This window comes from Paenibacillus sp. sgz302190 (assembly GCF_059820445.1).
This window is the reverse complement of record NZ_JBZYAO010000004.1, coordinates 84,478-111,022: the sequence shown is the minus strand read 5'-3', so window position 1 is coordinate 111,022 and position 26,545 is coordinate 84,478. Positions and strand designations below refer to the sequence as shown.

Here is a 26,545-nt window from a genome sequence, read left to right as displayed (position 1 = left end):
TATGAACATTAGCAAACATGAACTGACCACCAATGAGCTGCTCATTTTGAATTCCGCACTGCGGGACGCGGAGAAATCGCTGGCGATCGGATACTTGATGCTAATAGGCGGCCATCTCGGCGTCCACCGCTTCTATTTAAAACGCATCGGAACTGCAATTGTTCAACTTGTTTTGTTTGTCATTTCCGTGGTGAGCTATTTCCTTTTCTCTCTATTTCTCGGCTTTGAGCACACGCCGCTGTTCGTCGTCTTTTTGATTGTTTTATGTATCGCTGGAGGTACTTTATTTGTATGGGTGATTGTCGATCTGTTCCTTTTGCCGGGAATGGTTAGGGAGTGGAACGCTCGTGCGGAGCAAGAGATCGTCCATGAAATTTATAAACACCGCCAACGTCAACAGCATTTATGAGATAAACCTCTATCCAGGTCTTTTCGAAGATGTGAGGGCCTCTCGGCACTCAGAATATCGAGAAATTCGGCCCACGGGGAGATAGCGCAGCTGTTTGACGCCGCGAATGTCCCCCTGCGTTAGAGAAGATAACCATAAACCGTCCGCCTGCACAAAGAAAACCTGCAAAAATACATGAATTTGCGTCCTTGATCGCTGACCGCGAACAATTCCTGCAAAAGTGCAGGCTTTTCGCCAAACACATAGACTCATGCCCACTTTCAGCGAAAATTCCTGCACTTTTGCAGGTTTTTCACGAAAATAGGCCGCTTTCTCGGAAAAAAACTGCACTTTTCAGGCTGTTGAGAAAGTCTAACGGGTTTCCTCTCAGATCAATTTTTATGTGGGGGCACTCATCTCGAAGAGAAAAAATTGATTTAAAACGATCTGAGAGGGGTATTTGGCTCATGCTTTTGGTGCTTTTTTTGAGCAGCCGGGAAAAAAGGGGGTTTCTCAACAGCCTGACTTTTGCAGGTTTTTTCATTATCACGCTGCCTTCTGCCCATTTTGTTCGGTTCCGCAACCTCACAAGGAGAGGTGCGCGCCCAGAAAAAGCGACTGGGACTCACTGTTTCCCACAGCACTAACCGCGTATCGAGACTTTTTCAACAGTCTGAACGCTTCTCAGCGCTGTAAATGTTCAAAAAGCTCAGGACACCGCACGGTATCTTGAGCTTTTTGCTTTGCATCTATCCCTTTGGGGTTACGTATAGCGGCGGAATTTGCGAAAGGATGCGCCGCACGTCCGCCTCGTCAAACACCCCGTCCCCATTTATGTCAAACTGGGACGCAATTTGCCGCACGACGTCGGACATGTTCGCGCTGCGCTCGGGATGCCTGTAGACCGTCAGCGTATAAACGGAAGAGGTCTGACGGTCTCCGGACGTGACCTTTATATGAACGACGTTCATTCCTTCCCGAAGCGGAATGGGCGAGCTCGCCTGATTGGCGGATGCAGGCTGACCGTTGATTTCGAGCGCAGCGGCGCTGCTTTCTATGACCGGAATGAGCGTGATGCCGGCTGTGTCGTGACTGACGACCGCCGTGTAGTTCATAACGCTCCCGTCAAACGGCCGGCTAAGCTCCGCTCCGAGCACGCCGAGTCCGCTCATGCGGGCCTCGCTCCAGGACACAACCGGAACCGTCAGCGGACTGGAGACGCTGCCTTCAAAAACAGGAGATCCCGTATAGGAGGCCTTGATCGTATGATTCCCCACAGACAACGAGGTTAGCGTAATCACCGCGTTTCCTTCCGCGTTCAGAAGCTCCTTCCGCACGATCTGATCGTTGTCGCTGATCTCTACAACGCCATCAGGCACATACGCGCTTCCGGCCGCCCCTTTTACATATACGGCAAGCGTCACCGAATCCATCGCAGGAGGCGCGCCCGACGTTTCGATAGTCGTCGTTGTCGGCTGCTTCTTCGAGACGTTCTGATTCAGCACGAGCGAGACGCTTTCCAAGTAGTTGGCATCCCCCGAATAAACGGCATGAATCGCATGCAGTCCCGGCTGCAGGGAAGAGGTCGTGTAAGTAGCCGCCGCAACCGTATTGGCCTGATTCGCGGATAGTGCCCCTTCGCCTATCGGCTTATCGTCATCGTAAAAAATAACTCCACCTGACGGCACCGCCCCCGCCGTCGGAACGAATTGAGCGGTGAACGTAACCGGCTGTTCGAATACCGTCGATGCCGAGCTGCTGGCTACGGTCAAGCTGCTGCCGATTTTGTTCACGTTGATATCAAGCCCGCCGGACATACCGTCCGCATGGACATTATCATTAGGCACATATACGGCCTTAAACGTATGCCGGCCGGGAGTCAGATTGGACACGATAATATCCGCGTTGCTGTTGGCCGCCTTAAGTTCGCCCCATTCGATCGTGACGCTCGCGCTGCTCTGTCCTATAAAAGTTGCCGTTTGCGCGTTAGGGTTCACGGCGATTTGGTACAAATACCGCGCTCCGGCCTTCTCCAACTGGTTGACGAATTGACCTTTGCCGTCATATTGGACAATTCCAAACGAAGTTCTGTTGTCATTGTAGCTCAGCGCCCAGAAGGTGTAGTCTCCCCATTCCAGGACCGGGCATGAGGAAGCACTATCGAGGGCATCCGGTTTAGCCAGACAAACGGCGCGAAGCCCGAGCTCGGGCGGAGTTTGCGGAGGATATCCCGTTCTGGAAGATACGGACGGACTCCCCGGGGTTAAAACCGCTTCATTAACAACCCGTTCGTTATCCAGCAAAAGAACGCTTCCCCCCGGAGCAATCGTCGATCCCGTAGAATCGGTGACGGTCACATGAAAAGAAACGGTGTCGCCGTAATTCACAGTCGCCTTATCGGCCCGCAACGAAACGGCAACAGGCTGCGTGCCGTTCGCATAACCAAGCCCCGGAAATCCCATAATGGCAAGAAACACGATCAAAAAGACCGGCAAACCCAACCTGCTTACTCTTAAAAAGGAAAGCAATAATCTGCTGCGCATATGAAATCCCTTCCTGTAGCCTTAATAGTCCGCTTTCCTTAATTATACTACAAATTCGTATAATTCCCCGGCAAAAAATACAGGTAACCGAAAACATTCATGTTCAAGTGCCCCGGTTCAACCGGTATTCAAAATTGCTTTTGCACAGCTGAAGCAGATCGTATTTCACGCCCCGTTTGGGCACCGTGATGGCAGGGGCCTTCGCCCCTCTCCGGCGCAGAAAAGCGCGCACTTTCCGGATATCGCCGATCGTGTTGACGATGATTTCGTCGGGCCGCTCCCCCGCATACCGCGCAGCGAGAAAGCGGTCGCAGACCATTCCCCCGCCGGCCGCATCAAGCTCAAACATTTGAAAGTGCCGCAGCATGCCCTCTTGAACTTTGGCTACCATGGCTCTGTTTTCCCCGAAGTAGACGACATCCTGGTCGACGGCGGCATCCCTGTCTACGATTTGCTTGTCGGGCACTTGCTCCAGATTGCGGATATGGCCGAGCATGTTCTGTGCTTTTTCAAATTCGAGCCGCTCCGCATACGCATGCATTTTGGCCGACATCGCTTCTATTAAAGCTTGTCCTTCATTAGCCAGCATGGCCGCCGCCTGGCGGGCCCGGTCCCTGTAATCCTCTTCGCCGATCCGGCCTTCGCAAACGCCGCTGCATTTGCCGATATGATAGAGCAGGCATACTTGCTTCGGCATAGTCAGACATGAGCGCAGCCCGTAATGATCCGTCACGAACTCAAGCAGCGCCTCCAGAAACCGCCTGCTGCGGAACGGCCCGAGCCGATGCCCCGGCGCCAGCTCCTGCTCTCCGTTCTGATAAGCCGGCGCTTCCGGAGCGGCGCCGCGTTGATTCCGGTAAAACACTTCGAGCCTCGGCACCCGCTCCCCTGTCAGCTGCAGATAAGCGTAGCCGCTCTTGTCTTTTTTCAGGGCCCGGTTGTACGGCGGCTTGTGAAGCTTGATCAGATTGTTTTCGAGAAGCAGGCTTTCCGTCTCGTTATTCACCAGCACGACATCGATTTGAGCGATTTCGCGTACCAATTGAACGATTTTTTTGCGCGTGTGCGTTTGTTGAAAATAGGAGCGCAGGCGGCTGCGCAAGTTTTTCGCTTTGCCGATGTAAATAATGTGCCCCGCGCCGTTCAGCATCAAATAGCAGCCCGGGCTTTCGGGATATTCGCAAGCTTTGAATTCAAAAGACACGCAGGCTCCCCCTCCCGCACAGATCTTCAGCTTATTTGCGCTGCGGGCGATACCAGTCCATAACGGCGCAGCACTGCGATTCGCGCATTCCCCGCAGATGAAAGTGAACGCCCAGCGAACGCGAAGCTACGCTAATGCCGAGCGTCGCCAAGCCTCTGCGGCGCTGCAGCGGATTGCTCACGGTCCGGCACGACTGGATTCTGCCGCGCGGCACGATGACGGTGATAAGCGCAAGCCGGCGAAACCGCAAAATCAGCAAGTCGTTCGCAAGCAGCCAGCCCGCATCCTTCAACTGTTGGCGGCCAAGCACGGCCGCGGCCAGGCAGAGCGGTGCGCCCAGCCAGCCCCATGGCGTAAACGTGACCGCCACCGCCGTCGCTATCCCGAGGAACAGCGTCCATGGCACAACGTAGCCTATCCACGCTCTGCTCGGCAAGGTTTCGACCGGCGCAGGCCGCACGTGGAACCCGGGGGCCATCTGCTCCAGGAAGCCGCCGATTTCACTGCGCCGCAGCAGCGGAAACAGCAGGCTGGTTTCCCCTTTATCGCTGCCGTATCCGGCGCTTTCGACATGTACTGCGGCAAAGCCGAACGGCTGCCACAGCAGATCCTCCACGATGCGGATAGCTTGTATGCGGGCAAGCGGCAGCGTAACTTGCCTGCGCTCCAGCAGCCCCCGCGAGATCACCAATTCGTCCCCGGAACGAACGACGGTGAAATTCGCGAATTTAACAGCTGTGATGCCGACGCCCAGCAGCCAGGCAAGCGCGACCACGATCACAATGATGACGGGCACGGCGGCCGATTCGAAGATTTTGCCCGTATTCCGGTATACATGCAGGTTCGGAAAAATTTCATCCAATTTGGACATCAGCGCAAAAATGAACGAAATCGACAAGCCCATGCTGCCCGAACTCATGCCCGCCACCAGCAAGCGGCCGAAAGAGATAGAGAAAGCGGGCCTCCGCTGCTGCGGCGTTCCTTCTTCCATGGGTTCCATCGCCCGATTCGCCGCCTGCTCTTCGGCGCCAAGCGCTTCCCCGGCTTCCGCATACGGCTCGCCCTGGTTGTGGCCGCGCAGCTGTTTTTGCAGCAGCAGCGCCTCGTCCCTCGTTACCGCTGTAAAAACCGCCTCCGGTTTGCCGCCTCCCGCCGTCTGCACCTGCATACGGGCAAGCCCGAGCAGCCGGTGCAGCGGCCCTTCGGTCAAATCGATCGTTTGAATGCGCTCCAGCGGGATGAACTGCCTTTTCACTACGAAAATGCCGTGCTCCACTTTCAGCATGCCTTCGGCAACTTCGTAGCGGTAACGCAGCCACGACAAAATGCCGCAGCCGATCGCGCCGGCGATAATCGTCGCGCTTGCCGCCATTCTCCACCCCCCTGCTCCCGAATGCCCGCCGCCGTTGAAAACAGCCGTCGCCAAAAAGATCAACAACGGGAGCAGCATATCCTTGATCAGCTTGAGCGAAGAGAGCACGGCGGCAAGCGGGTGCAGCCTCTTGCCGTTCTGAATGGGCTTAGACATCATCATTCGCCACCCTCGCCAGCACGGCAATCCGGCTGCGCACCCGATCGGCGGTTTCTTCGGCCAGAGCCGGGATGTGATGCTTGCCTGCCGCCGTCGAGAACGATACGCTCGACAGCCCGTATCGGCGCAGCAGCGGTCCCTGGTGCGTATCGACATGCTGGATGCGGACCATCGGAACAACCGTTCTTTTCACGAATACAATGCCCTGCAGCAGTTCGATTTCTTCGTCGCGGATTTCGTAGCGCCACCGTCTCCACCTGATCGCCGGAACGACCAGCACACTAACGGCTGCTTCCAATACAGCCAGAACCCATGCGAGTACCGGAATCCATAGAGGCCAGCCGAATCGATGAGCGGCGAACGCGATCCCCACCGCAACGGCTATGAAAAACAGGCTGGAAAGCGCTTCGCTCCACCGCCAAACGGCGATCGCGCGCTTGTCTATCCTGTGACTTGGTTGCGAGTGCAATATTAACAGCCCTCCTTAAGCTAACCATGAACTAGAGTTTCGAAATGTTCCCTTCCCCTAGCATAACTCATCTTCATGCAGCCCGCTATCTAATACTAAATAACGCATAAAAGGACACCCCCCTTCGGTGTCCTCGCCGGCCGCGGTTCATAGGATGTAACCCCCCACAGCCTCCAAACCCGGCAGCTCCCTGTACAGGTAAACACTCGTGCCTATCTTCGCAAACACCGGCACTTCCAGTCGATCCGGTCTTACCGTCGGCTCCAGTCTCGCCGGCAGCTCCCGCAAATGCTCGAAATCCGGGTGCGCCACCAGCTCCGACAGGAATGCCGGTATGGTGCTTCCCGATCTCCTTTTCGTGTTCAAAGCCGCTATCATTTGCTCCCCGTTTTTAATGCCTATGCCATGCCCGTAATACAGATTTCTATCGAGCAAAATGACGTTCTCCCCCTGCCACTGCGGCTTTTTGGGATCGTGATCGGGGTTTTTAAAATATTGAATATCCCCGGGCAAAGCTTCGCTGACGTGATTTTTGCCAATTAACCGCATATCGTTGTCCAGATTCCAGTCATACAAAAGTAAATCCCGGAAATGCCGGTTAAACGCATCCTTGCCGATCATATCAAGCGTAGCCTTGTACAGAACTACTGTCATTGCCGTAGCGCATTCAAATGCATAACGGCTGCCGTTTTGAAAAATGTCCAATATCCCTTCGGACGGCGAAACGCCTTCTCTCAGCCGCAATCCTCCGTTTGGCATCCGCAACCACAATTTGTCGTTACCGTGGGAATCCTTGAATGTAGCGAACGATATGCGGCTGGCGTTTAAGGCTTTGGCTGCATCCACAATCCTGCTTCTCATCTTCAACTCGAACTCCAAAGCTTCGGGAGTCTGGAACCGGTACTCTACCGGGCTGTGTTTCATGTGCTGCAGCATTTCTCTTTCCATCCCCGAAAGCATGAGTCTGTCTACTTGCGCCGGATCACCGTTTGAAATGAAGATCACGATCATTTCCTCCATTTTTCAGAGTATAGGTTATTGTACGTGTATGCGCTCAAATGGTGCGGTCCAAAAAAATCGGTTGAATATAAACGGGCATAACGGGCAAAAAGCAGCCGCCACAGGAGGAAAGGAATCCTGCGACACCCGCTTTTTTCAAATCAAATCTTTGCTCCGGGGAAACGATCAATGCGCTCCGCCTTTAAGGTTAAGTATGACTACGCCGGCGATGATAAGCGCGATACCCAGAACCGTTGTTGCGCTCACCGTTTCTTTCCAGATCATAACGCCTATAACCGCCGTGATGGCCGTCCCTACCCCCGACCAAATCGCATAGGCAACGCCCAAAGGAATTTGCTGCAAGGAAAGCGACAGCGAGTAAAAAGCTACGCCGAAACAAATCACCGTGCCGATGCTCGGGAACAATTTCGAAAAGCCCTCCGAAGCTTTAAGCAAAGATGTGCCGAAAAGCTCGCTCACGATCGCAATGGTCAAAAACAAATAGGCTTTCAAGATCATCCCTCCCTTTCAACCATATTCGATATAGTTTGTTCAAAATGATCACCCCGTAATGGCGTGCGAAAAAGCGTTAAAAAAGAATGCCTCTTAGCGAGACACTCTTTTTGGCAATTCCTGCTCCCGTATTTAGCGGCAAATTGATTCCTCGCCGGACCGGCCGGCGAAAGCATTTATTTCAAACTCTTCAATTGTGCGACGATGGTCGAATGCTGATTGTTCTCTTGCTCCAGCTCGGTTGTGTAGCTGGTTCGCAGCGTCGTCAATTGATTTTTCAAAACTTCGATACGCTGCTGGGCCGTTCCCTTGGCATTGATTTGCCCGACCAGCGTCTGAACGTCGGTGAGCTGCTTGTTCAGCTCGGCCTTGGCCGCTGTCGCCGCCTGGGAAGTGTCCCCGGCCAAGGAGTTTATTCGACTGGTGAGATTCGTTTGCTGGGTAGTCGCTTCCTGCAGCGCTTTGTTATAGTCCGCTTGGCTGGCGTAAACGCCCGGATTGTCCTTACGGATTTGGGCGATTTGATCGTCCAACTGCTTCTTGTTTTGATCGTAGCGGTCTTTGATCGCAGCCAGCGCCTTGTTGTGGCGGTCGTTTTCAACGCCTAATGCATTCGACTGCGGAGTGGTATTCGTATTCGGCAGCGTGCTGGTTCCATCCCCCATATCCACCTTGCGCACCAACACATCGTTGACATATTCGCTTACAGATAAAAGCTTGCCCTTCTTATCGTAATGATAAATGATTCCGTTCATCAGATTGTTTTTAAAATCCCCAACGACCTTCTCGCCTTTCGAAGTCGTGTACGTCCCTTTTCCTTCGCGGTTGCCGTTTACGAAATCCCCTTGGAAAACGTCGCCGTTTTTATAGGCGATTTTGCCGGTGCCGCTCGGTTTGTCGCCGTCGAAAGCCCCTGTATATTTATCGCCGTTGTCGTAATATAACGTTCCGCTGCTCCTCTCGTCGTCCACGAAAGTGCCGTCGAAAATCAGCTTGCCCCCGGAGGAGTACTGCTTCCCCGCCCCGTTGTTCACGCCGTTTTTCAAAATCCCGTCAAATTCGAGCTTACCGTCGGCGTAGTAGCTTTTATAACGCCCGTCGCTCGGATTCCCGCTCGCTAGCGTTCCGTCGAACACCGGCTTGCCGCTTGCATTCACGATTTTCCCCTTGCCTTCCGGGACGCCGTTCTGCATTTGGCCTGTGTATTTGTTGCCGTTAGGGTACGCGTAGTCCCCTCTGTCCGGTTTCGTACCTCCTGTGGTGCTGCCGCCAGACTGCGTTCCTCCTGCACTGCCGCCTGTCTGCGTGCCCCCTCCGGTAGTCCCTCCCGAATTGGCGGGCTGCTGGCTGGCGGCCGGACTTTTCAAGTAGATCGATGAGGTGTTCCCATCCCACGTCACTTCTTTGCCGCTTGCCTCGCCGACGAGCCGGAGCGGCACCAGCGTATTGCCGTCCACCAGGCGCGGCGCAAGCTCAAGCTTGTTCGGGCGATTGTTGATATAAGCGTCATCGCTGTCAATCGTCAGTTCGATTTGCAAGTCGTCCTTCGTGCCCGTTACGGTTTGCGTAGCCTCGTCCCACTGAACGGAAAGCCCCAGCTTTTCGAAAATAGGCCGGAACTGGACCAAAGTCGTCCCGTTCTCAAGAATCGGCTGCACCGCAAATTGTACAGGTTTGCCATCTATGTAGACACGTATCTGCTTGTCAGCCGCAGCTGCAAAGTCCGGTACTGCAAGAGCCGTCCACAATAAACAGGCGGGCAGTAAGGTATACCATTTTTTCATGCGCGTTCCTCCTCAGGCTTCCTCTTCACCACTATTTTACAATATTCTACATAAACTGTCGAAACTTAAAACTTTACAAACCGACTTTCCGCCTTAAAAGGGTAAAAAGCAAACCCGTGTAACGGGGCACTGGAACTGGCATTGCGTGCTAAAAGCCTGCAAAAGTGCATCTTTTGGTCCGTCGATACGCTTGCAACGAAATATTCCTGCAAATCTGCAGGTTTTTCAGCGAATGCGCAGGGCTCAGGCCGTCTTGACCGGGAATTCCTGCACAATTGCAGGCTTTTCCCCTAAACGGGCTGTTTCCATCCGAAAAGCCTGCACTTTCGCAGGCTTTGCAGGTTTCGCACGCTTTGCACACGCCAGGCCGCTTAACGAACTGCCGCGCCGCCTTTGTGCGCATGCACGTAAAAAGAGCGCCGAATCGGCGCCCTCGCGTGAAGCAATATAGGGACGCGGAGTTCCCTATTCGTTTTTGTCGCCCAAAAGCCCCAGCAGCGCCTGCGGCAAAGCAAACTGCTGATTGTTAATGATAATTCGATTCAGCTGGTCTACGGATATTTCCGATTGCTCTTCCTTGATCATTTCGATCTCTTTATGGATGCGTTCCATTTGCCGGTCCAGGGCGGACGCGGCGGACGCGGCTTGTTTCAGTTCCTCAAGCAGCCGTTCCGGTACGGCTCGGTTGTCTTCGTTATATTTGTAATAAATTTTGTGCTCCAGGCTTGCCCAGAAATCCATCGCGATAGTACGAATCTGCACCTCGATGCACACGCTCTCCTGCCGATCCGACATGTACACCGGCACTTCGATCAAAAGATGCAGACTTTGGTAACCGTTTTGCTTCGGATACTTGATGTAGTCCTTTTCTTCAATTACTTTCAAATCGCTCTGATTTTTCAACATTTCGCTGATCAAATAAATATCCGAAATGAAAGAGCAGGTTATGCGCAATCCGGCGATATCTTTAATCTTGTCCTTCATGCTGGCAAACGAAATGTCGCAGGCTTTTCTGTACATCTTGTTCAAAATGCTTTCGGGCGATTTCAAGCGCGATTTGGTATGCTCGATAGGGTTATATTCGTGAAGCATCTCAAATTCCTGTACCAGAATATCAATTCTTGTTTCCATTTCGTCCAATGCGAATTTATACATCATCATGAATCGGGTTAACTCGTTTTTAAATTGTTTCAATTGATGGATGGAAAGTTGGTTCATCATCGATTCGTTCCTTCCTTTATTTATCCGCTCCTCGTTAGTTTAATGCACTTGTGCGGCATTGTGCAAACTTGACGTCCGTAAACAGCGTGCAGCTTTCTTGCTTGACACCCGCCAAGCCTTCTTGTATAGTATCACATATATCTTCAAAAATTGATCGCTTACGACGGAAGCACCCGTAAGAGAAGGCTGAATGCCTTTCTTACAGGTGCTTTTTTTGTTGCGGTCCGCTTCTCATTCTAACGATTCAAGGGAGGATTTACGTTGAACATCACTGGCAAATTTTTCGCAGTTCTACTCGCCGCTCTTTTGTTTGTTTCCGCCTTTCCGGCGGCCGCGGCAGCCGCTTCGCTCGATATCACCGCCTCCATCCGGACATCGCTCGACCAAACGATCACGAATGCGGACCGCACGCAGGCAGCCAAGATCAAATCCCTGTACGACGAACTGCTGACGCTGCAGAAACAGACCGGGGAATGGGATGAAAAAACCAGTGCGCTGCATACAGCGAACGGGGAAGCTTTGGCCGCGCTGCAGAAACAAATCAAGCAAATCGACGCCGCCAAACTTGAAAAGCTGGAAGCCGACGCCGTTCAAACGCGAGAACGATACAAACCGTTATTAGACCAGTACAGCTCATTAAATAAACAGCTTGATGCAGCGCGTTTGATTAATAACAAGGACCTCGTCGGCATGGTTCGTTTTCAGATCAACGTTTTGAAAATCCCGGTTCAGGTGGCGCGCGCCAACATAAAAACAAAAGAAGAAGCATGGCGAACGGCCAAAGAGACCGCCTCCAAGACTGCGAAAAAAATTCGCGCCACCCTGTCGGATGCGGACCCTGTCAATGTGCAGCTCAAAGCCAAGAAAAAAGCGATCAATACGATCGAAACGAACGTAACTCCAGTATGGACAGCGTTCAAAAAAGCGGCAAAAAAAGGAGACGCCGGCAGTGTGCTTGGCACGCTCACATCCGTAGTCTCCCTTTCACGCCAAATCTGTGAAGAACAGCAAAAAGTTTATAAGCTTGAAACCAAGATCAGCGATATTCTTTCCGCCGCGAAGGCACAAATACCATAGAATAACGACGATCACCGATTAATATCCGGCTTCCCCGGACGGAATCGCTTATTGAGCCGTTATCGGCTTTTTCAGGAAAATTCCGTAGCTGATCGCCGAAACTACAAGCAAGACCGCGCCGACGAGAAATACGTATTCAAATGAACCTGTCGCCTGAACGATCGCGCCCGTAACAATCGGCGCAAGCGATGCGCCCACAAATCCGCCGAAGTTTTGGATGGAGCCAAGCGAAGCTACCATGTTTTTCGGCGCTACGTCCGTTGCCAGCGTCCAAATAACGCCTGTCGGCACGGAGGAAGCGAAGTAAGCTACCGCCAGCAAAGTTACGCAAGCGCCAATGCTCGAAACATAAGGGATCGGAATAACCGCAGCCGCTGCCACAATCGCACCGCAAACGAGAGGAATTTTGCGCGCCTTGATCGGTTGATAGCCTTTACGGATAAAGTAATCGGAAATAATGCCGCCCAGCGGTACGCCGATAATGCCCACCATGAAAGGGATCGAAGCGATCCATCCGGTTTTCAAAATACTTAAGCCGCGATCGTGCACCAGGTAACCCGGCAGCCAGGTTAAAAACGTCCACATCGTATATACGAGACCGAAGTTGCCGATAATCATGAACCAGGTTGATTTGTATTTAAACAGATCGCCCCAGCTTATTTTTGCCGCAGCTTGTTGTTCGGCCGGTTGTTCATCCTCTTGAATGACTTCTCCATTCTTCGGATCTCTATACGTGAACAGCCATATAGCCATAACAACCAAACCGGCAGCGCCAATGATGATGAACATGATTTTCCAGGAAAAAGACAGCATTAACGCGGTCAGCAGCGGGGGCGCTATACCGTTGGCAATCTGCGAACCGGTGTTGATCACGGCGAGCGGCGTCCCGCGGTCTTTTTTGGAAAACCAGTTGTTAATCGCTTTTACAGCCGAAGGAAAGAAGGGCGATTCGGAAATGCCCAGCAATACGCGAAGCGTATAAAATATAGAGTAGCTGCTCGTGAAGGCGCTCAATACCGAGACGACGGACCACGAGCCGCTTGCCCAGGCAAACATTTTCCGCGGCCCCACCCGGTCGACGAGCCAGCCTGCCGGAAGATTGGCCAAGGCATACGGCCACAAAAATGCAGACAGCAATACGCCCATTTGCAGCGGAGACAAGTTGAACTCTTTGGAAATAAGCGGATTGGCAACGCTTAAATTGGAACGGTCCAAATAGTTGACGATTGCCCCAATCAAAATCAGAATGACAAAAAACCAACGTTTTTTGCTTACAGCCGGAGCTGGTTGTAATGCTGCTTTAGCCATGACGACTAAACACTCCCTTGTTAAAATAATATTTGTCTATTTGAACGCGCTTGCATGTATCGGCTAAAAGCGCCGACTGCCTGCGCCTATAAAAACCGGCGGCGCCGGGAAAACTTGATACCAACCGCCATAGCGGCATCAAGTCCCGGCGAGCCTCACCGGAAATTAGCGTGCCGCGGCAACCGCTTGAAGAAACTCTTTTGCCGCAGCGGTCACTTTTCGATAATCGCCGTCTTTTTGCGCCGCTTTCGTAATGTAGCTGCCCACGCCAACCCCTACGCAGCCTGCTTGCAGCCATTCGTGCACATTTTGCGGGGTAACGCCGCCTGTCGGTGCAATCGGAGCTTGCGACATCGGCGCTTTGATCGCTTTTACATATTGCGGCCCAACGACTTCAGCCGGGAACAGCTTCACAATATCCGCGCCGGCTTCCAAGCTTTCCAAAACTTCTTTTGGAGTGAATGCACCGCTGATCGTAATCGCTTGGTACCGGTTGGCCATCTTGATCATTTCCGGATTCAATTGCGGGCTTACCAAAAGTTCGGCGCCGGCCAAAATAGCCGCTCTGGCGGTTTCGCCATCCAGAATCGTGCCCGCGCCGATTAATACTTCGCTATATTTGTTAGACAAGGTTTTGATCACTTGCAGCGCATTCGGCACGCTCATTGTAATTTCCAGCACTTTAATTCCGCCTTCAATTGCTGCTTCAGCGACTGCCAGCGCTTCTTGCTCACTATCGGAACGAATGATGAGAACAATTCCGCTTTCCGAAATTTTGTTTAGATTGTCCAATTTTCTCCACATATAGGTTATCCCTCCGGTTGAGTTTTCATTTATTCGTAATGCATGTATAACTTTTCGCCGCTGTATCCCAATTGACGGGAAAGCTTCAGAGCCGTGTTGGTAACCAACTTGACAATCAATTCCTCGCGCTCGGGCGTCATTCCGGCATACATGCTTGCAACGCTGATCGCCGCAACCGGTTGATTCGATTGGTCATACACAGCCGAGCCGATACAGTACATTTCCAGGTTATCTTCACGGTCGTCAATCGAGTAACCCCGTTCGCGTATCTCTTTCATATCCTGCAAAATATGGGGCAAAGTCACTTTCGAATAAGACGTCTTTCCGGGAATATCGCCGTCGCCCACAATGTACTGAATCTTTTCGTCAGGCAACGCGGCCAGCAGCGCTTTTCCAAGACCGGTTGTGTGCATAAATCTTCGCGAGCCTAATTTGGCCGTCGGCCGCACAACCGAGTAATTTTCCGCTTTGTCCAGGTAAACAATTTTGCCTTTATCTTCTATTCCCAGAAAAGCCGTGCTGCCCGTCTGTTTATTCAACTCCTGCAGCAAAGGTCTGGCAAGATGAGGAATTCCCATATTGGACAGGTAAGCCATTCCGGTTTCAAAAGCTCCAAGGCCCAGACGATACGTTTTCAGCCGCTCGTCATCGAATTCGATAAAGCCTTTGTACAGCAGCGTTTGAACCAATTCAAACCCGCTGCTCCTCGGCAAGCCCATCTCTTTGCAAATTTCATTTAAAGTCAGGGCAGAGCCGCTCTTGGAAAGCAGGACCAAAAGATCCAGTGCCCGTTCCGCCGATTTATTTACGCGAAATTTTTCCATAGATTCTCCTTTAAATAAATTGCGCTTATAATTCGCATATGTGAATTCATTTCATGGATACGAATATTGATTCAAGTATATTACACGTGGTTAAATAATTTCAATATCCCCGGCCAAAAAATTATCTTGCCCCAGTGGGAGAGGAAAATAATTAATGGCAAATATTATTTTGCGAATCAATATTGAATTGCGGTAAAGAATCGGATAATCTAAATATAATGATTCGCTATTTAGAATCAAATTCACATATGTGAATTTACAGTCCATTTTGGTAATACGCTTACATGATAACATCAGTTTTTTCGGGAGGTACGTGTTTTGGAGCCTACAGTTATTTTTTTAATCGGTGCGGCAGCATCCGGAAAATCAACGATCGGTAAACGGATCGCATCGGACTATAACTTTTGCTATCTCGATAAAGACGTCGTTTGCAACAAATTTACCGGCCTTTTGCTGGAATCCAAGGGATACTCCCCGCATGAGCGCGACGGCAACGCTTTTTACAGCGACGTGGTCATGGGGCTTGAATATCAAACCTTGCTGGACATCGCTAACGACAACTTGCAGATCGGCAGGTCTGTAGTTCTGGATGCGCCTTTCCTCGGTTATTTTGCAAATAAAGATTACATCCGCCAATTAAAAGAAAAATATGACTGGCGGAACGTAAGAACGCTGGTTCTGCAAGTCACGATCGATTTTGCGGTGCTTAAAGAAAGAATGTTGGCCCGGGCGCTGGAACGGGATGCCTGGAAATTTGCCAACTGGGATACTTATGTGCAAAGCCTGCAAAACAAGCAATGTTTATGGGAAGATATCGAAATCAAACGGTATGACAATAGCCACGCTGAAGTAGACATCGAAAAGCTCAATCAAGCGATATCGCTTTAATGGGCGGCAGCCTTTCCAAAAGCGCGGCCAGGCAGCCGCGGGCTGGCTATTCCATTTTGACGTCGGTCGGTTGGTCGGTTGATTCCGAGGATTTGCGGTTTTGGATCGGCAGCGGCACAGGCGCAAAACATCAAATCCGGCTAACATTAGCCGATTTGTCAAACAAGCTGGCCTACTCCTGTTCAACCGCACCCGATCGACTATACGCCGACCTGCAAACCAACTCGTTCAAGGGTGAATGATTGCGGGGGAACGGCAAGACTTTATAGGCAAAATAAAGGCGAACAGTGGCTTGGAAATCCACGGTTCGCCTTTGTGGGTAATGCATATCAAGATTATACCCAGGATGCTGCCGCTGCTTGGTGGTGACCTGAATGATCTGAAGGCACTAAGGCGAGATCCACATCAAGAGCCATAGCCACTCTAATAATTGTATCAATACGAGGCGCTGTTGTGTCACCCTCAAACCGAGCTATTGCTGATTGTTTCATGCCTGCTCTTTTCGCCAACTCAGCTTGTGTCCATCCTTTGCTTTCCCTTAATTCGATCAGCATAACAACCATTGCTGTCCGCTTGCGAATAACTTCAATCTCCTTTTGACTTTCAGAGCTCATTTCGTTGACCATGTTGTCCCAAGTTTTCATAAGTATCATCTCCTTTTCTTGCCGTTCTTCATTTTTTCCTTGATATTTTCAACCGGATGTTCTCTCATATATTTGTCTCTTAACCGTCTTGCCTTTGCCAATTCAAGCTCATCAGTTTCATCAGCATCTTTCTTATAATGTGACAACATGATAAAGTGATTTCCATTCCAAAGGCACATAAATATTCTTTCATCAAGCGGTCTCAATTCATACAAATTGCCATTTTCTTTGCCCTTTAGGTCCTTAATTATTTTTGTTCCGGCACGAAGTCCTTGCATACGAACGCGTTCTATACAATAAACTATCTTTTCGAAAATAATTCTTGCGTTTTTGTCACCGCTGTTTTTCTTAGCTTCAAGGTCCTTAATGAATTCATCGACTTCGGGCAAACTAGCGAATTCATACTTGTACACCGGAGCGACCCCTTATATTTTATCTTATGCAGAATTAACAAAAAATATAACTAATTTGTTATAATTATAACACAAACGTTATAAGCTGACTAATTTCGTCACTCCCAAACTAAACAAAATGGACACATCCTTTATACGGAAGTGCCCACTTTGTTTAATTGGCAAATCGCCTCATTGCCCCGCCTACTTCTTGCTCTTCTTCTTTGCCGGTACTTTCTCGGGCAAGGTTTCCGCCCATGATAGCGATTCGGCCATCAATCCGGTAATTTTATCCGGATCGTTCCGCCATTGCCCGGGAATCGCAACGTATTCCTTCATGGGCCTATTCGGCATTGGAGCGAACTCGGTCGCGCCTTCTTGGAGCAGTTGCAAGCGCCGTTCTTCCGGCAGACGGACGAAGAGTTCCTGTCCATACAGGCCAGTAAACATATTGCCGTTAATAAAGCCGGCCAAAGAGCCGAACATCGGTTTGATCTTAACCCGCGGGTCACCCGGCACAACAGCTGCGAATAAAGCTTTGGATTCATCGTCAGGACGTAACATGGAGTGTGCATGCCTCTTTTCAACAACTGTAAGTTAAGATTTGAGCCGCGGCCCCGCCGCTATATTCTATCATTGTCGCTTTTCCAGTTCTTGATTCCTTTTTTAATGTCCGTGGGGCTCAGATTTTGCGAAGCCACCTTCTGGCATAATTCCGGAAATTCCCCATCGCCTGCAAAACGCAAAGCGGCAATTTGAGCAAAAGTAAGCCTGGAATCCAGCAGTTTTCCTGTAAGAACGTAATGACGCAAGTTTTCCTCGGCTCTGATGGCTCTGTCTTGCGCTTTTAACGGGTAAGCCCTCATTAAGAAGAAACTTACTGCTATATAGATGAAAATCAGCAGACTGAGCAGCGAAGAGAGGCTTAGACCTTCTCGGACGACAAGGGTGACAGTTACGATCAATATAACCAGTAAAAGCAATGATAAAAAATAATGATAAATCGGGTGGAATCTTTTGTGATTCTGAAAATTTTGATTAGACACCAAGGAACCTCCTCGTTTTATTTATCGGATCATTGTTCCAAATAAGTTTTGAAGCTGGCTTCCAAGGTACTGCTCCAGCCTTTGTTGTGATTTTCCGCTTCAGCCTGTGTGGAGAAATTGTCATGCGTAACTAGAAGCTCAGTTCCTGTACCCTGCTCCACAAACTCAATGGTAACCACCGTATCCTCTTGATCTCCGCCGGAGCCTTCGTGCTCCCATTTCCAAGTAAAAACCAGCTTTTCGTTCGGAATAATCGCTACATACTTGCCGCCAAGAATATGATCGGCTCCATTGGGAGCATGCATGATGAAGCGGTAGCTTCCTCCTTCAACAACATCCATGCGATCAACGGTCGTCGTAAAACCTTCCGGTCCCCACCATTGCTGCAGCTGCTCTTGTTGCGTCCATGCTTGAAACACTTTGTCTCTGCCGGCTTTGTAGTTATAAGTAAGTTGTAGTGTAAATTTACCTGCTTGCATATTGATCATTAATATAGCTCCTTTAATTGTTGTTTGTATTTTGGTCCAAAAAGCGTTCCAGTCTGGATAATTGCGACGTCCAGAATTGCCGCAGGTCCGATAACCACTGATTCGCACAGTCAATTGACGCCGGATTTAGATAATAATAGCGATACCTCCCTTCTTTGCGCACAGAAACTAGCCCAGCCTTTTCCAGAACCTTCAGGTGTTTGGACACCGCAGGCAATGACATTTTAAAAGGCTCGGCTAATTTCATGACCGTCATCTCGCCTTTGGCAAGCTGCGTAATCATCTCTCGTCTCGTCGGATCGGAAAGAACGGAAAAAACGTCGTTTAAAACATTCTCGTCATGATACTTAACCATATGGTTAAATATAATGTTGTTCATGCGCATTGTCAAGTTGATAACCTTACCAATTGCAAAAAGCGCCAGTACCATCAGCAGCGCTACTCAATAGACGCAACTGACATTAACTGACGAAATGGGCGGGAAGACGCCCGGTTCACCCGTTTACTTTGCTTTTGGTGCCGCTCACAATCGCGAAGCGGATGTGCTGCCATTTCCGGGAACGCCAGCGCAGCAGCATGCCGATACCGCGCAGCCCTTCGTCGGCGATAAAAGCCAGCCATATGCCCGGCATCCCCAGGTGGCATACGATACCGAGCAGATAGGCGAGCGGGATGCTGATGCCCCACATGGAAATCAGCCCCATATACACCGGGAATTTGACTTCCCCGGCCGCATTTAGCGCTCCGATGACAATGACGTTGCATGCGCGCGCCGCTTCAAGCACGAGCGACAGCAGCATCAAGGTTTTCCCGAGGCTAATGACTTCCGGATCGTTCGTAAATATACCGAGGAGGGTATCGGAAAAAGCCACCAGCAAGCAGCCTACGCCAAAATTAATCAGCAGGCCGATCCGCAAATTGCGGTAACAAACGCGATAAGCGGTTTCATGCTTGCCCGCTCCAACCAGGCGGCCGATCAAAATCGACGTCGCTTGTCCGATGGAAACCGAAAACAGAAACACGAAAGTCGTCATGTTCTGGGTATATATTTTTGTAGTCAAAGCCGAAACGCCCAGCATGGAAACAAAATACGTAATAAAAACTTGTGAAGCGCTGTAAGAAATATTTTCTCCCGCGGACGGAATCCCTATCCTGATAATTTCCTTGACGTAGCTTATCGGCAGGCGAAACATATCCCGGTAGGAAAGAGGATACCGCAAAAATTTGATAAGCATCCATAAGGCAATCCCTACTCCGATCACCCGGCTCACATTTGTCGCAATGGCAACCCCCTGCACGCCGAGCACCGGAATGCCGAAAGGTCCGTACAAGAACAAGTAATTTCCAAGTATATTTATAGTAATGACAAAAAAAGATAACAAAAGCGTAGGCTTCACAAAACCATGCATCCGCAAAACCGCAGCTGCCGTACCGATTATAGCTACCGTAACCAAGCAACTTCCTATCATTGACAAAAATGCGCTTCCATCATTCATTAATTCCGCAGGCAGCTTCATCATGTTCAACAGCGGGTCGGCAAAAATAACGAGTACGATGCTTACGATCACGCCCAAGATGATGTTCAACCCCATCGAAATCGAGGTCACTTTGGCAGCCTCCCGCTCTTTCCCTGCGCCGATCAGTTGAGCGATAAGCACGCTGAGTCCGAAGGTCACGAATCCGAACAGAAGCTGGGCGACGGTCAAAATTTGGTTAGCCACGCCTACGGCGGCTACCGCGCGATCCGAGTATTTGCTGAGCATGAGCGTGTCGATGTTCAAAATAACCGTTTGCAAAAATTGTTCCAAAAAAATGGGGCCCATTAATCCGAATAAAGTTAATTGCCGCTCTTGTTGTTGTACTGCCATAAATCCTCCTTTTATTTGTTCAAGGAGCCGATCTGTTCATTGATTCTGCGGCAGGTGGCTTTCTCCACCAGTTCGTGTTCCAGCACGATTGTCCTTCCCGTCTGCGGGCTTTGCGAATGGCCGTTGCGCTCGATAAGTTCCATAAGCAGCTCAACGGTAACCTGGCCTATTTGATCCACGGGCTGCTGGATCGTCGTGAGCTTGGGCCTTACCACGTCGGAAATTTGGATGCCGTCGAAGCCCACAACGGAAATATGATCAGGCACGCGCAATTGGCGATCATACATACAGTTCATGGCGCCAACCGCCATATCGTCGCTCGCGGCAAATACGGACGTAAACGTCCCGCCGGCTTCGTTAAGCAGCTCGTTCATTAACCGGTAGCCGGCAGCAAGCTTGTAGTCGCCGAACCGGACAATCGACTCGTCCGCCTCTATTCCATTATCTTTGAAAGCAGCCAGGTACCCGTCGTAACGCTTTCTGCCCGCGCATAGATCCCGCATATCTCCCGCTATCATGGCAATGCGCCGATGGCCAAGGCGGATTAGATACGTTGTCGCATCGTAAGCAGCTTTGAAGTCGTCGATCATGACCGTCGGCAAATTCATGCCCAGATCGGCATGGACGACGAGCGGGATTTGGTTTTTTTGCAAAAAAAGCCGGGTATGCTCATTCAGCTTTTCATGCATAAGCACAATGCCGTCGACGCGCATCTCTTGAAAAACATTCAAATATTTCACGACTTTGTCGGTATCTTCAACGATGTTGGAAACGAGCAGGTTATAGCCTTTGCGCCCTACCGTCTCCTCGATGTTGCTCAGAATAGACGCCTGAAAATTGCCCGTTATGTCAGGGATAATAACCCCGATGAGATTCGTCTTATTCCGCTTCAGACTTTTCGCAATCAGACTGGGCGAGTAGTTCAACTGCTCGATCGCTTGACGCACTTTCTTTTCAAGCTTCTCGCTCACATGATCGCCTTTGTTCAAAACTCTGGAAACGCTCGTGACGGAGACGCCTGCCGCTTTGGCTACGTCCTTGATTTTCACACCCATTATGCTGCTGTCCTCATTTCCGATCTAAGTTCAGGAAGGAGAAGATGCCTGCATCCGAACCCGCAAAGCCGTCAGCCCGCTCACATCGAGAGTGGAAACGGCATCCACCTTCATTTCGGCATATGCTGTAAACAACCGGCTGTCCTGCAGCGTATAGATCCAAACCCGCAAGCCGTGTTCGTGGGCGCACTGTACCAAGCCTGGACGGCACGAAGGATAGTCCGCATTGACGCCCGCAAGCCCTGCCTGTTTGGCCATGCCGCATATTTGCCGTACAGCGGTTTCATAATCCGCGCTGCTCATGTCTTTCAACTGTGCCGGTGTATTCCATACTACTCTACCATGATATGGAGATTTTGTAATTAAACTTGTGTCGCCCGTAAAATAGATTTGGTCCCACATATCCAAAGTTTCAAGCAGACCGATGGCGGGAAGCGCCGCCTCATCGTTTTTGATATCCAAATTAAAAGAGACCGGCTGTCCCTTAAATTCCCGCAGCACCGTTTCCAGCCTTTCCAATTCTTTGCCCGGTTGCAGCTGTAAAGGGTTCTGCGCATGCAATTCCTCGTAAGTAAGCTCGGAGAAACAAGGATGATCGTCGTGATACAGCACGCAAATCCCGTCCTTGGTCGCCCTCACGTCCACCTCAAGCACTTCCGCTCCGGCGTTTCTTCCGGCAATACACGACTCCAGAGTGTTATCCGGCGTGCCTTCGCATCCGGTATGTGCAATAATCAGGGGCATAGTGTCCATTGCATTCGCTCCTCGTACATTATTCAAATTTTGCTGACAACTGACATCGCTTCGCGCATGTAACAGTTGCAGCGTGTTATCGGGCTTCAAAATAGACCGGATTCGTAAAAGCAAGGTTCGCTAACGCCCCGCCCAGCAAGCCATGCAGGCGAACCCGCAGCCACATGAGCCCTTCCGCCGGAATCGCGCAGCGGAACTCCGCCGCATTTGCCGATAGGCTGCCTCGGCATAGCTCTCCCAGATTGGATTCCACAATGACCGTATGGGCCTGCGTCTCCGCCGGGCTTTGCCGTTGATGGATCCGGACCACAAGGTCTACAGCTTCGCCTTGCGCCAACCGGTCCGATGGAACTGCGTCGCCGATACCGTAAATTCGTCCGCCCGCCTGAACTTCAAGCGTCACGAGCGGCCCCATGCTTACGCAAATGCGGCCCGAGCGGATCGCTTCGACGGCCGACGACGCCGATACGGCATGCTCACCGGATATCCCCAGATATGTAAATGCCGGAGGATCGCTTTCCCCGCTCGAATGATGCCAGTCCCGTCCGGCCGTAGCGGCGATGCGGACTCCTTGATTCAATAAGCCCGTCCATAGCTCGAAAGCGGGTTCGTTATGATTGCGAATAGGTGGCAGCGTTTCATGCCATACTTCCATATAGTCGATTTGATGCCAATCCTGTATATCGTATTCCCAATGGCACCCCGTACAAATGGGACTCCCCAGGGCAAACGGATGAGCGATGCCGACGACCCCGCCCTGCCGGTGGACTCGCTCGATGCCTTTGCCGATATCCTTCGGCCCAAGATCGCGCCACTCGCAATACGGAGCGCCCAGCGTCAGCATATGCCCGTAGAACGTCGTCCATTCCATGCCCGGGACGATGCATATTCCGGTTTCTTCGGTGACTTGAGCCGCATCGGCGAGCCCGGATACCGTGTTGTGATCCGTCAATGCGATCCCTCTCAAGCCCAGTTCCCCCGCCTTCCGGCACATGTCCGCGAGCGTATGAATACCGTCGCTGTGAGGCGTGTGAGTGTGCAGTTCAAATGGAAGCCACTTCATGATTGTTGTTCTCCTTCGCGAATGCTTAATTGATAACGGCATTCCGGCGTAATCACACAATGCACGCTAATCGTCACCCGCCATACGCCCTCGTGGATCGGGCCGGCCAAGAAGCCCGGCGAGCTCTCCCGGAGCGACAGCACATGATGCTGATCATTCGGGTGGCGGTGCGCCGATCCCCGGAAGCCCTGCGGGTCGTCTACCGATAGCGTCAGCAAATTTTTCAGCGGAGCGAACTTTTCCCATTGCTCCATGTAGACGGATTTTTGAGACGGGCGAACATATCGGTCAATAGCATCCTCAATCAATACGCGGGACATGTCCGTGTCGTCGAGTGTTTTGGGGCTGTAGCTGAAATCGATATGCAGGCTTTCCACAGCTTCAGGTATATACAATTGATACGCAATATGCGTTTTTGAGCTGAGCGGAGTCAACTTCCCTTCTACGATCAGAAGATCTTTCATTGAACGGGTTCCCCTTTTACCGTGATGGCCTTACTTGTCATCCTGCATCATGCTGCGAATATAGAAATAACCGACCAAGGAGCAGATGGCAAACATGAACACAGCGCAAGCGCTGGAAATACCGGTTTCAAAATAAACCGAAAACTGCTGCTGCATCGCCACCCCGAGCACTTGCGGCGCATTCGGGCCGATAAGAAACGGAGCGGTAAAGCTTCCGATAATGCCCATAACGACAAATGTGGCGGCTACCAGCATCGATTTAAACGATAACGGAAAAATAATTCGCGTAAATATTTGAACTTTTCCGGCTCCCACATCCTTCGCGCTTTCAATCAGAGCGTTCGGAATCCCCGAAAGGGCGGAACTAAGCAGCATGGTTGCAAACGGGATATTGAACCACAAATTGGCCAGCAGCAGCCCTTTGAAGTCGAACAGCACCTTCATAAACGGCGCACTCGTAAAAAGCATCATAATTCGGGCCAGCCAGCCATGATTGCCGTACATATTAATAATGCCGTACGTGGCGATAACCGATGGAATGAACATCGGAATATAATAAAGCCGTTCGATCCACTTCGCCATCCGGCCTGTGCTGAACCGTAAAAAAACGGCCAGCAAGTAAGCGATGAAGAGCACGAGCACCGCCGAAACGATCGTCAGTTGAAGCGTAAACCGGATGTTGTTCAACATCGCAGGATCGGTAAACAAAAACTTGTAGTTATCCCAAGTGAATTGACCTTCGTGCCCGCGCAAACTTTCCTGAATGGAGGTGACGATCGGCACCACGATCATAAAAAGCAGCAGCAAAAAGGAGGGCAGCACCATGAAAAGCCCGAGCGCGGAGCGTTTCGCTCCGCGGTCGAACCATGCCGGCTTGGACGATTTCCCGACGTTCATCGGCCGGGTCAGGCTATGCTCGCTCATTGACCGGCGACTTCCCTTTGCCAGCGTTTCATAGCGTCAGCTTCCAGCTCTCCCAGGTTGAAGGAGCGGTAGTTGACGGACACGCCTTCGAATTTTTTTTGCAGGTCCCCTGGCATATGAGACCATTCGATGCCCGGGAAGCCGTAAATTTTATTGACAACTTCAGCTTGCGCATCCGGGCTCAAAACAAAGTTGATGAAGTCGTATGCCGCTTCTTTGTGCTGGGACATGTTCGGCACTGTCAGCCTTCCGGGACCGCCGGTAAATGCAGGTTCAAGTTGCGCCAGCTTCGTCGTTTCCGGCAGCAGCTTTTTGTTGATTTGCTCAAGCGCCATATCCGACCAAGCCGGAATCATATCCACTTCGCCGTTCGCGAGCAAATCGAGCGTACCTTGGTTTTTCTTCGGGTACACGCCTTTTTGGTACATGTCTTTGGACAAGCTTTTGAGCAGTTCGAATCCTTTATCCCACTGCTGCTCGATGTTTTTGTCCTGATTGTGGATCGCATCTTCAGGCAAAGATTTGTAAAGCGCCGTGAGTACGAACGATCCGCCGGAACCGCCGGTTGCCGGGTCATTGTACGCAAAGCGGCCCGGATGCTCGTGAATCCATGTGTACAGCTCGTCCAGCGTTTTCGGCGGACTCGACACTTTAGCGCTGTTGTAGGCGAGAAGGACCGATGAAGAGCGGTAAGGAATCGCTTTATTGCCCATATCTTTCATATTCGCCGGGTTGATCAAGCTGATGTTCGGGATTTTTTTGACGTCCAGCTCTTCGAAAAGATTTTCTTTTTTGTCGGTGGCCATATCCGGCCCTCCGTTGGCTTCGTAAAGATCGACATCGATCGTGCTGTTGCCCGCTTTCTTGGCCGCTACAATCCGGTTCATCGTTGCTTGCTCGCCTTGTCCGGACGGAATGTAAACGAGCTTAACCTTCACTTTGTCCTGCTTTTTCTCATACAATTCTTTCAAATGCGTCCACAGTTCTTGCACGTTTTGCGATCCGCTGAAATAAAACGCAATTTCCGTCGGGCCGCTTGTGCTTGCGCCGGCGGGGCTTGCCGCGCTTGTTCCGCTTGGCGTGCTTGCCGCACCGGATTTTGCTCCGTTGCCCGCGCCTGTCGAACAGCCCGCCAGCAGCGTTACCGCAGAAAGGGAAGTAAAAAGCAGCACTTTACCTGTTTGTTTGAATCCGCCAAAGCCAAAATGGATACTCATGTTTTGTCATCCTCCTTGTATGTGAAAAGCGTTGTTAAACCGATGATCTAGGATAAGCGGCATGTTTGGAAAAGGTAAGCGAAACCGATTGCCCGCCGGTCAGCTCCTGCGCTTGTTCCCGCGGAAGGAACATGCGCACGATGCCCGCTTCGGTCAGCAGTGTTATTTCGGCATAATGTCCGAGAACCATTACTTGCTTCACGGTAGCGGCAAGGCCGGGCAGCGAGGCGTCATTCCATTTGACATCCTCCGGCCGGACAGCGACGACGACATCTCCGCTCAAGCTGCCGGGGTCGGCAAGCTGCAGGTTTTGCAGCGCAATGCTTCCGTTCTGCGCGCCCCCGTCCATCATGTTCATGCGCCCGATAAAGTTGGCGACGAACAGCGTTTGCGGGGCGTCGTAAATAGCTTGAGGCGAATCGGATTGCTCGATGCGGCCGCGGTTCATGACGATGATCCGGTCAGACAGCGACAGCGCCTCTTCCTGATCATGCGTGACGAACATCATCGTCAGCTTCGTCGCCGACTGAATTTCCCGGAGCTCCTCGCGCAGCTCTCCGCGCAATTTCGCGTCGAGCGCCGAGAACGGCTCGTCCAGCAGCAGAACCGCCGGCTCCAGCAGCAGCGCCCTGGCTACGGCGACGCGCTGCTGCTGGCCGCCCGACAGCTCGGTCGGCCGTTTTTTCTCCGCGCCGGGCAGGCGGACGAGCTTCAGCGCCCGGTCGACCGCTTCTTGAATCTGCTCCTTCTTCATCTTGCGAATTTTCAAGCCGAAGGCGAGATTCTCGAAGACGTTCATGTGCGGCCACAGATTGTAGCTTTGAAACACCATGGCGGTCGGACGCTTCTCCGGCGGCAGGTGCAGCACGCTTTTGCCCGCGATCAGGATATCTCCCGAATCAGGTTCCAAAAACCCGCCGACCGAGCGGAGCACCGTCGTTTTCCCGCAGCCGGACGGGCCCAGCAAAGTAACGAGCTCTCCGCGATGGATATCGAATGAGATCCCCGTTACGCCGTCGCCTGTTTTGTAGCGTTTGGACAAATTTTGAATCGATAATTGAACTTGAGCAGTCATTGC

The 26,545-nt window shown here is 51.4% G+C and carries 29 protein-coding genes; 4 read left to right on the top strand and 25 right to left on the bottom strand.

Annotation, left to right across the window (positions count from 1 at the left end):
• Nucleotide 1: 1 nt before the first annotated feature.
• A complete protein-coding gene (locus AC6RNO_RS07225; RefSeq protein WP_474682690.1) occupies nucleotides 2-409 on the top strand; it encodes an NINE protein in 408 nt (135 codons plus the stop codon).
• Between the two features lie 728 nt (nucleotides 410-1,137).
• Here AC6RNO_RS07225 and AC6RNO_RS07220 read toward each other — a convergent pair.
• The 8 genes from AC6RNO_RS07220 to AC6RNO_RS07185 form a co-directional block, all read right to left on the bottom strand.
• Nucleotides 1,138-2,931: an Ig-like domain repeat protein gene (locus tag AC6RNO_RS07220; RefSeq protein ID WP_474682692.1), complete on the bottom strand. Its 1,794-nt coding sequence runs from the start codon at nucleotides 2,929-2,931 to the stop codon at nucleotides 1,138-1,140.
• A gap of 103 nt (nucleotides 2,932-3,034) precedes the next feature.
• Complete coding sequence (locus tag AC6RNO_RS07215; RefSeq protein ID WP_474682693.1) at nucleotides 3,035-4,135, bottom strand: GIY-YIG nuclease family protein; 1,101 nt, start codon at nucleotides 4,133-4,135, stop codon at nucleotides 3,035-3,037.
• Nucleotides 4,136-4,166: 31 nt separating this feature from the next.
• Nucleotides 4,167-5,669: a PH domain-containing protein gene (locus tag AC6RNO_RS07210; protein ID WP_474682694.1), complete on the bottom strand. Its 1,503-nt coding sequence runs from the start codon at nucleotides 5,667-5,669 to the stop codon at nucleotides 4,167-4,169.
• A complete protein-coding gene (locus tag AC6RNO_RS07205) occupies nucleotides 5,656-6,135 on the bottom strand; it encodes a PH domain-containing protein (RefSeq protein ID WP_474682695.1) in 480 nt (159 codons plus the stop codon). The genes AC6RNO_RS07210 and AC6RNO_RS07205 overlap by 14 nt, the downstream gene beginning before the upstream one ends.
• A 147-nt stretch (nucleotides 6,136-6,282) precedes the next feature.
• A complete protein-coding gene (gene tgl, locus AC6RNO_RS07200) occupies nucleotides 6,283-7,140 on the bottom strand; it encodes a spore coat transglutaminase TGL (protein WP_474682696.1) in 858 nt (285 codons plus the stop codon).
• Nucleotides 7,141-7,320: 180 nt separating this feature from the next.
• Complete coding sequence (locus AC6RNO_RS07195; RefSeq protein WP_488435822.1) at nucleotides 7,321-7,647, bottom strand: DMT family transporter; 327 nt, start codon at nucleotides 7,645-7,647, stop codon at nucleotides 7,321-7,323.
• A 176-nt stretch (nucleotides 7,648-7,823) separates the two neighbouring features.
• Complete coding sequence (locus AC6RNO_RS07190) at nucleotides 7,824-9,431, bottom strand: stalk domain-containing protein (RefSeq protein WP_497105060.1); 1,608 nt, start codon at nucleotides 9,429-9,431, stop codon at nucleotides 7,824-7,826.
• Nucleotides 9,432-9,896: 465 nt separating this feature from the next.
• Nucleotides 9,897-10,649 (bottom strand): GTP pyrophosphokinase, encoded by a 753-nt coding sequence (locus tag AC6RNO_RS07185; RefSeq protein ID WP_474682811.1) that lies wholly within the window; start codon nucleotides 10,647-10,649, stop codon nucleotides 9,897-9,899.
• A gap of 264 nt (nucleotides 10,650-10,913) precedes the next feature.
• On the opposite strand from AC6RNO_RS07185, the gene AC6RNO_RS07180 reads away from it, so the two are divergent.
• Nucleotides 10,914-11,729, top strand: coding sequence for a hypothetical protein (locus tag AC6RNO_RS07180; RefSeq protein WP_474682699.1), 816 nt, complete (start codon nucleotides 10,914-10,916; stop codon nucleotides 11,727-11,729).
• A gap of 48 nt (nucleotides 11,730-11,777) precedes the next feature.
• On the opposite strand, the gene AC6RNO_RS07175 is transcribed toward AC6RNO_RS07180, so the two are convergent.
• The 3 genes from AC6RNO_RS07175 to AC6RNO_RS07165 all read right to left on the bottom strand — a co-directional run bounded on the left by AC6RNO_RS07175 (nucleotide 11,778) and on the right by AC6RNO_RS07165 (nucleotide 14,665).
• Entirely contained in the window at nucleotides 11,778-13,037 is a 1,260-nt protein-coding gene (locus AC6RNO_RS07175) for an MFS transporter (protein WP_474682700.1), read from the bottom strand.
• Between the two features lie 165 nt (nucleotides 13,038-13,202).
• Nucleotides 13,203-13,841 carry a bifunctional 2-keto-4-hydroxyglutarate aldolase/2-keto-3-deoxy-6-phosphogluconate aldolase gene (locus tag AC6RNO_RS07170; protein WP_497105059.1) on the bottom strand — a complete coding sequence of 213 codons (639 nt, stop codon included), beginning with the start codon at nucleotides 13,839-13,841 and terminating at the stop codon, nucleotides 13,203-13,205.
• Between the two features lie 29 nt (nucleotides 13,842-13,870).
• Entirely contained in the window at nucleotides 13,871-14,665 is a 795-nt protein-coding gene (locus AC6RNO_RS07165) for an IclR family transcriptional regulator (protein ID WP_474682702.1), read from the bottom strand.
• 318 nt (nucleotides 14,666-14,983) lie between these two features.
• Between AC6RNO_RS07165 and AC6RNO_RS07160 the strand changes: the two genes are divergently transcribed.
• Both AC6RNO_RS07160 and AC6RNO_RS07155 read left to right on the top strand, forming a co-directional pair.
• Nucleotides 14,984-15,553, top strand: a complete 570-nt coding sequence (locus AC6RNO_RS07160; RefSeq protein ID WP_497105058.1) for an AAA family ATPase — start codon at nucleotides 14,984-14,986, stop codon at nucleotides 15,551-15,553.
• On the top strand, nucleotides 15,553-15,795 hold the full coding sequence (locus AC6RNO_RS07155) for a hypothetical protein (protein ID WP_497105057.1): 243 nt from the start codon (nucleotides 15,553-15,555) through the stop codon (nucleotides 15,793-15,795). Before AC6RNO_RS07160 ends, AC6RNO_RS07155 begins: the two co-directional genes overlap by 1 nt.
• A 93-nt stretch (nucleotides 15,796-15,888) precedes the next feature.
• Here AC6RNO_RS07155 and AC6RNO_RS07150 read toward each other — a convergent pair whose 3' ends face one another.
• From AC6RNO_RS07150 to AC6RNO_RS07085, 14 genes are all read right to left on the bottom strand, one after another.
• A complete protein-coding gene (locus AC6RNO_RS07150) occupies nucleotides 15,889-16,197 on the bottom strand; it encodes a helix-turn-helix domain-containing protein (RefSeq protein WP_474682704.1) in 309 nt (102 codons plus the stop codon).
• 5 nt (nucleotides 16,198-16,202) lie between these two features.
• Nucleotides 16,203-16,610, bottom strand: coding sequence for a type II toxin-antitoxin system RelE/ParE family toxin (locus AC6RNO_RS07145; protein WP_497105056.1), 408 nt, complete (start codon nucleotides 16,608-16,610; stop codon nucleotides 16,203-16,205).
• A 183-nt stretch (nucleotides 16,611-16,793) separates the two neighbouring features.
• Nucleotides 16,794-17,153 carry a TfoX/Sxy family protein gene (locus tag AC6RNO_RS07140; protein WP_497105055.1) on the bottom strand — a complete coding sequence of 120 codons (360 nt, stop codon included), beginning with the start codon at nucleotides 17,151-17,153 and terminating at the stop codon, nucleotides 16,794-16,796.
• Nucleotides 17,154-17,212: 59 nt separating this feature from the next.
• Nucleotides 17,213-17,635 (bottom strand): DUF6526 family protein, encoded by a 423-nt coding sequence (locus AC6RNO_RS07135; protein ID WP_497105054.1) that lies wholly within the window; start codon nucleotides 17,633-17,635, stop codon nucleotides 17,213-17,215.
• A 29-nt stretch (nucleotides 17,636-17,664) separates the two neighbouring features.
• Nucleotides 17,665-18,123, bottom strand: coding sequence for an SRPBCC family protein (locus AC6RNO_RS07130; RefSeq protein WP_488435817.1), 459 nt, complete (start codon nucleotides 18,121-18,123; stop codon nucleotides 17,665-17,667).
• A 13-nt stretch (nucleotides 18,124-18,136) separates the two neighbouring features.
• Nucleotides 18,137-18,553 (bottom strand): ArsR/SmtB family transcription factor, encoded by a 417-nt coding sequence (locus AC6RNO_RS07125; RefSeq protein ID WP_488435816.1) that lies wholly within the window; start codon nucleotides 18,551-18,553, stop codon nucleotides 18,137-18,139.
• Between the two features lie 64 nt (nucleotides 18,554-18,617).
• Nucleotides 18,618-19,991, bottom strand: coding sequence for an MATE family efflux transporter (locus tag AC6RNO_RS07120; RefSeq protein ID WP_497105053.1), 1,374 nt, complete (start codon nucleotides 19,989-19,991; stop codon nucleotides 18,618-18,620).
• Between the two features lie 11 nt (nucleotides 19,992-20,002).
• Nucleotides 20,003-21,046: a substrate-binding domain-containing protein gene (locus AC6RNO_RS07115; RefSeq protein WP_497105052.1), complete on the bottom strand. Its 1,044-nt coding sequence runs from the start codon at nucleotides 21,044-21,046 to the stop codon at nucleotides 20,003-20,005.
• A 30-nt stretch (nucleotides 21,047-21,076) separates the two neighbouring features.
• On the bottom strand, nucleotides 21,077-21,799 hold the full coding sequence (locus tag AC6RNO_RS07110; RefSeq protein ID WP_474682712.1) for a glycerophosphodiester phosphodiesterase: 723 nt from the start codon (nucleotides 21,797-21,799) through the stop codon (nucleotides 21,077-21,079).
• Between the two features lie 76 nt (nucleotides 21,800-21,875).
• Complete coding sequence (locus AC6RNO_RS07105) at nucleotides 21,876-22,862, bottom strand: CehA/McbA family metallohydrolase (protein ID WP_497105051.1); 987 nt, start codon at nucleotides 22,860-22,862, stop codon at nucleotides 21,876-21,878.
• Nucleotides 22,859-23,326 carry a hypothetical protein gene (locus tag AC6RNO_RS07100; RefSeq protein WP_497105050.1) on the bottom strand — a complete coding sequence of 156 codons (468 nt, stop codon included), beginning with the start codon at nucleotides 23,324-23,326 and terminating at the stop codon, nucleotides 22,859-22,861. Before AC6RNO_RS07100 ends, AC6RNO_RS07105 begins: the two co-directional genes overlap by 4 nt.
• A gap of 30 nt (nucleotides 23,327-23,356) precedes the next feature.
• Nucleotides 23,357-24,250 (bottom strand): ABC transporter permease subunit, encoded by an 894-nt coding sequence (locus AC6RNO_RS07095; protein ID WP_497105049.1) that lies wholly within the window; start codon nucleotides 24,248-24,250, stop codon nucleotides 23,357-23,359.
• Nucleotides 24,247-25,467 (bottom strand): extracellular solute-binding protein, encoded by a 1,221-nt coding sequence (locus AC6RNO_RS07090; RefSeq protein ID WP_497105048.1) that lies wholly within the window; start codon nucleotides 25,465-25,467, stop codon nucleotides 24,247-24,249. The genes AC6RNO_RS07095 and AC6RNO_RS07090 overlap by 4 nt, the downstream gene beginning before the upstream one ends.
• Nucleotides 25,468-25,501: 34 nt before the next feature.
• A complete protein-coding gene (locus tag AC6RNO_RS07085) occupies nucleotides 25,502-26,542 on the bottom strand; it encodes an ABC transporter ATP-binding protein (RefSeq protein ID WP_474682717.1) in 1,041 nt (346 codons plus the stop codon).
• Nucleotides 26,543-26,545 lie beyond the last annotated feature (3 nt).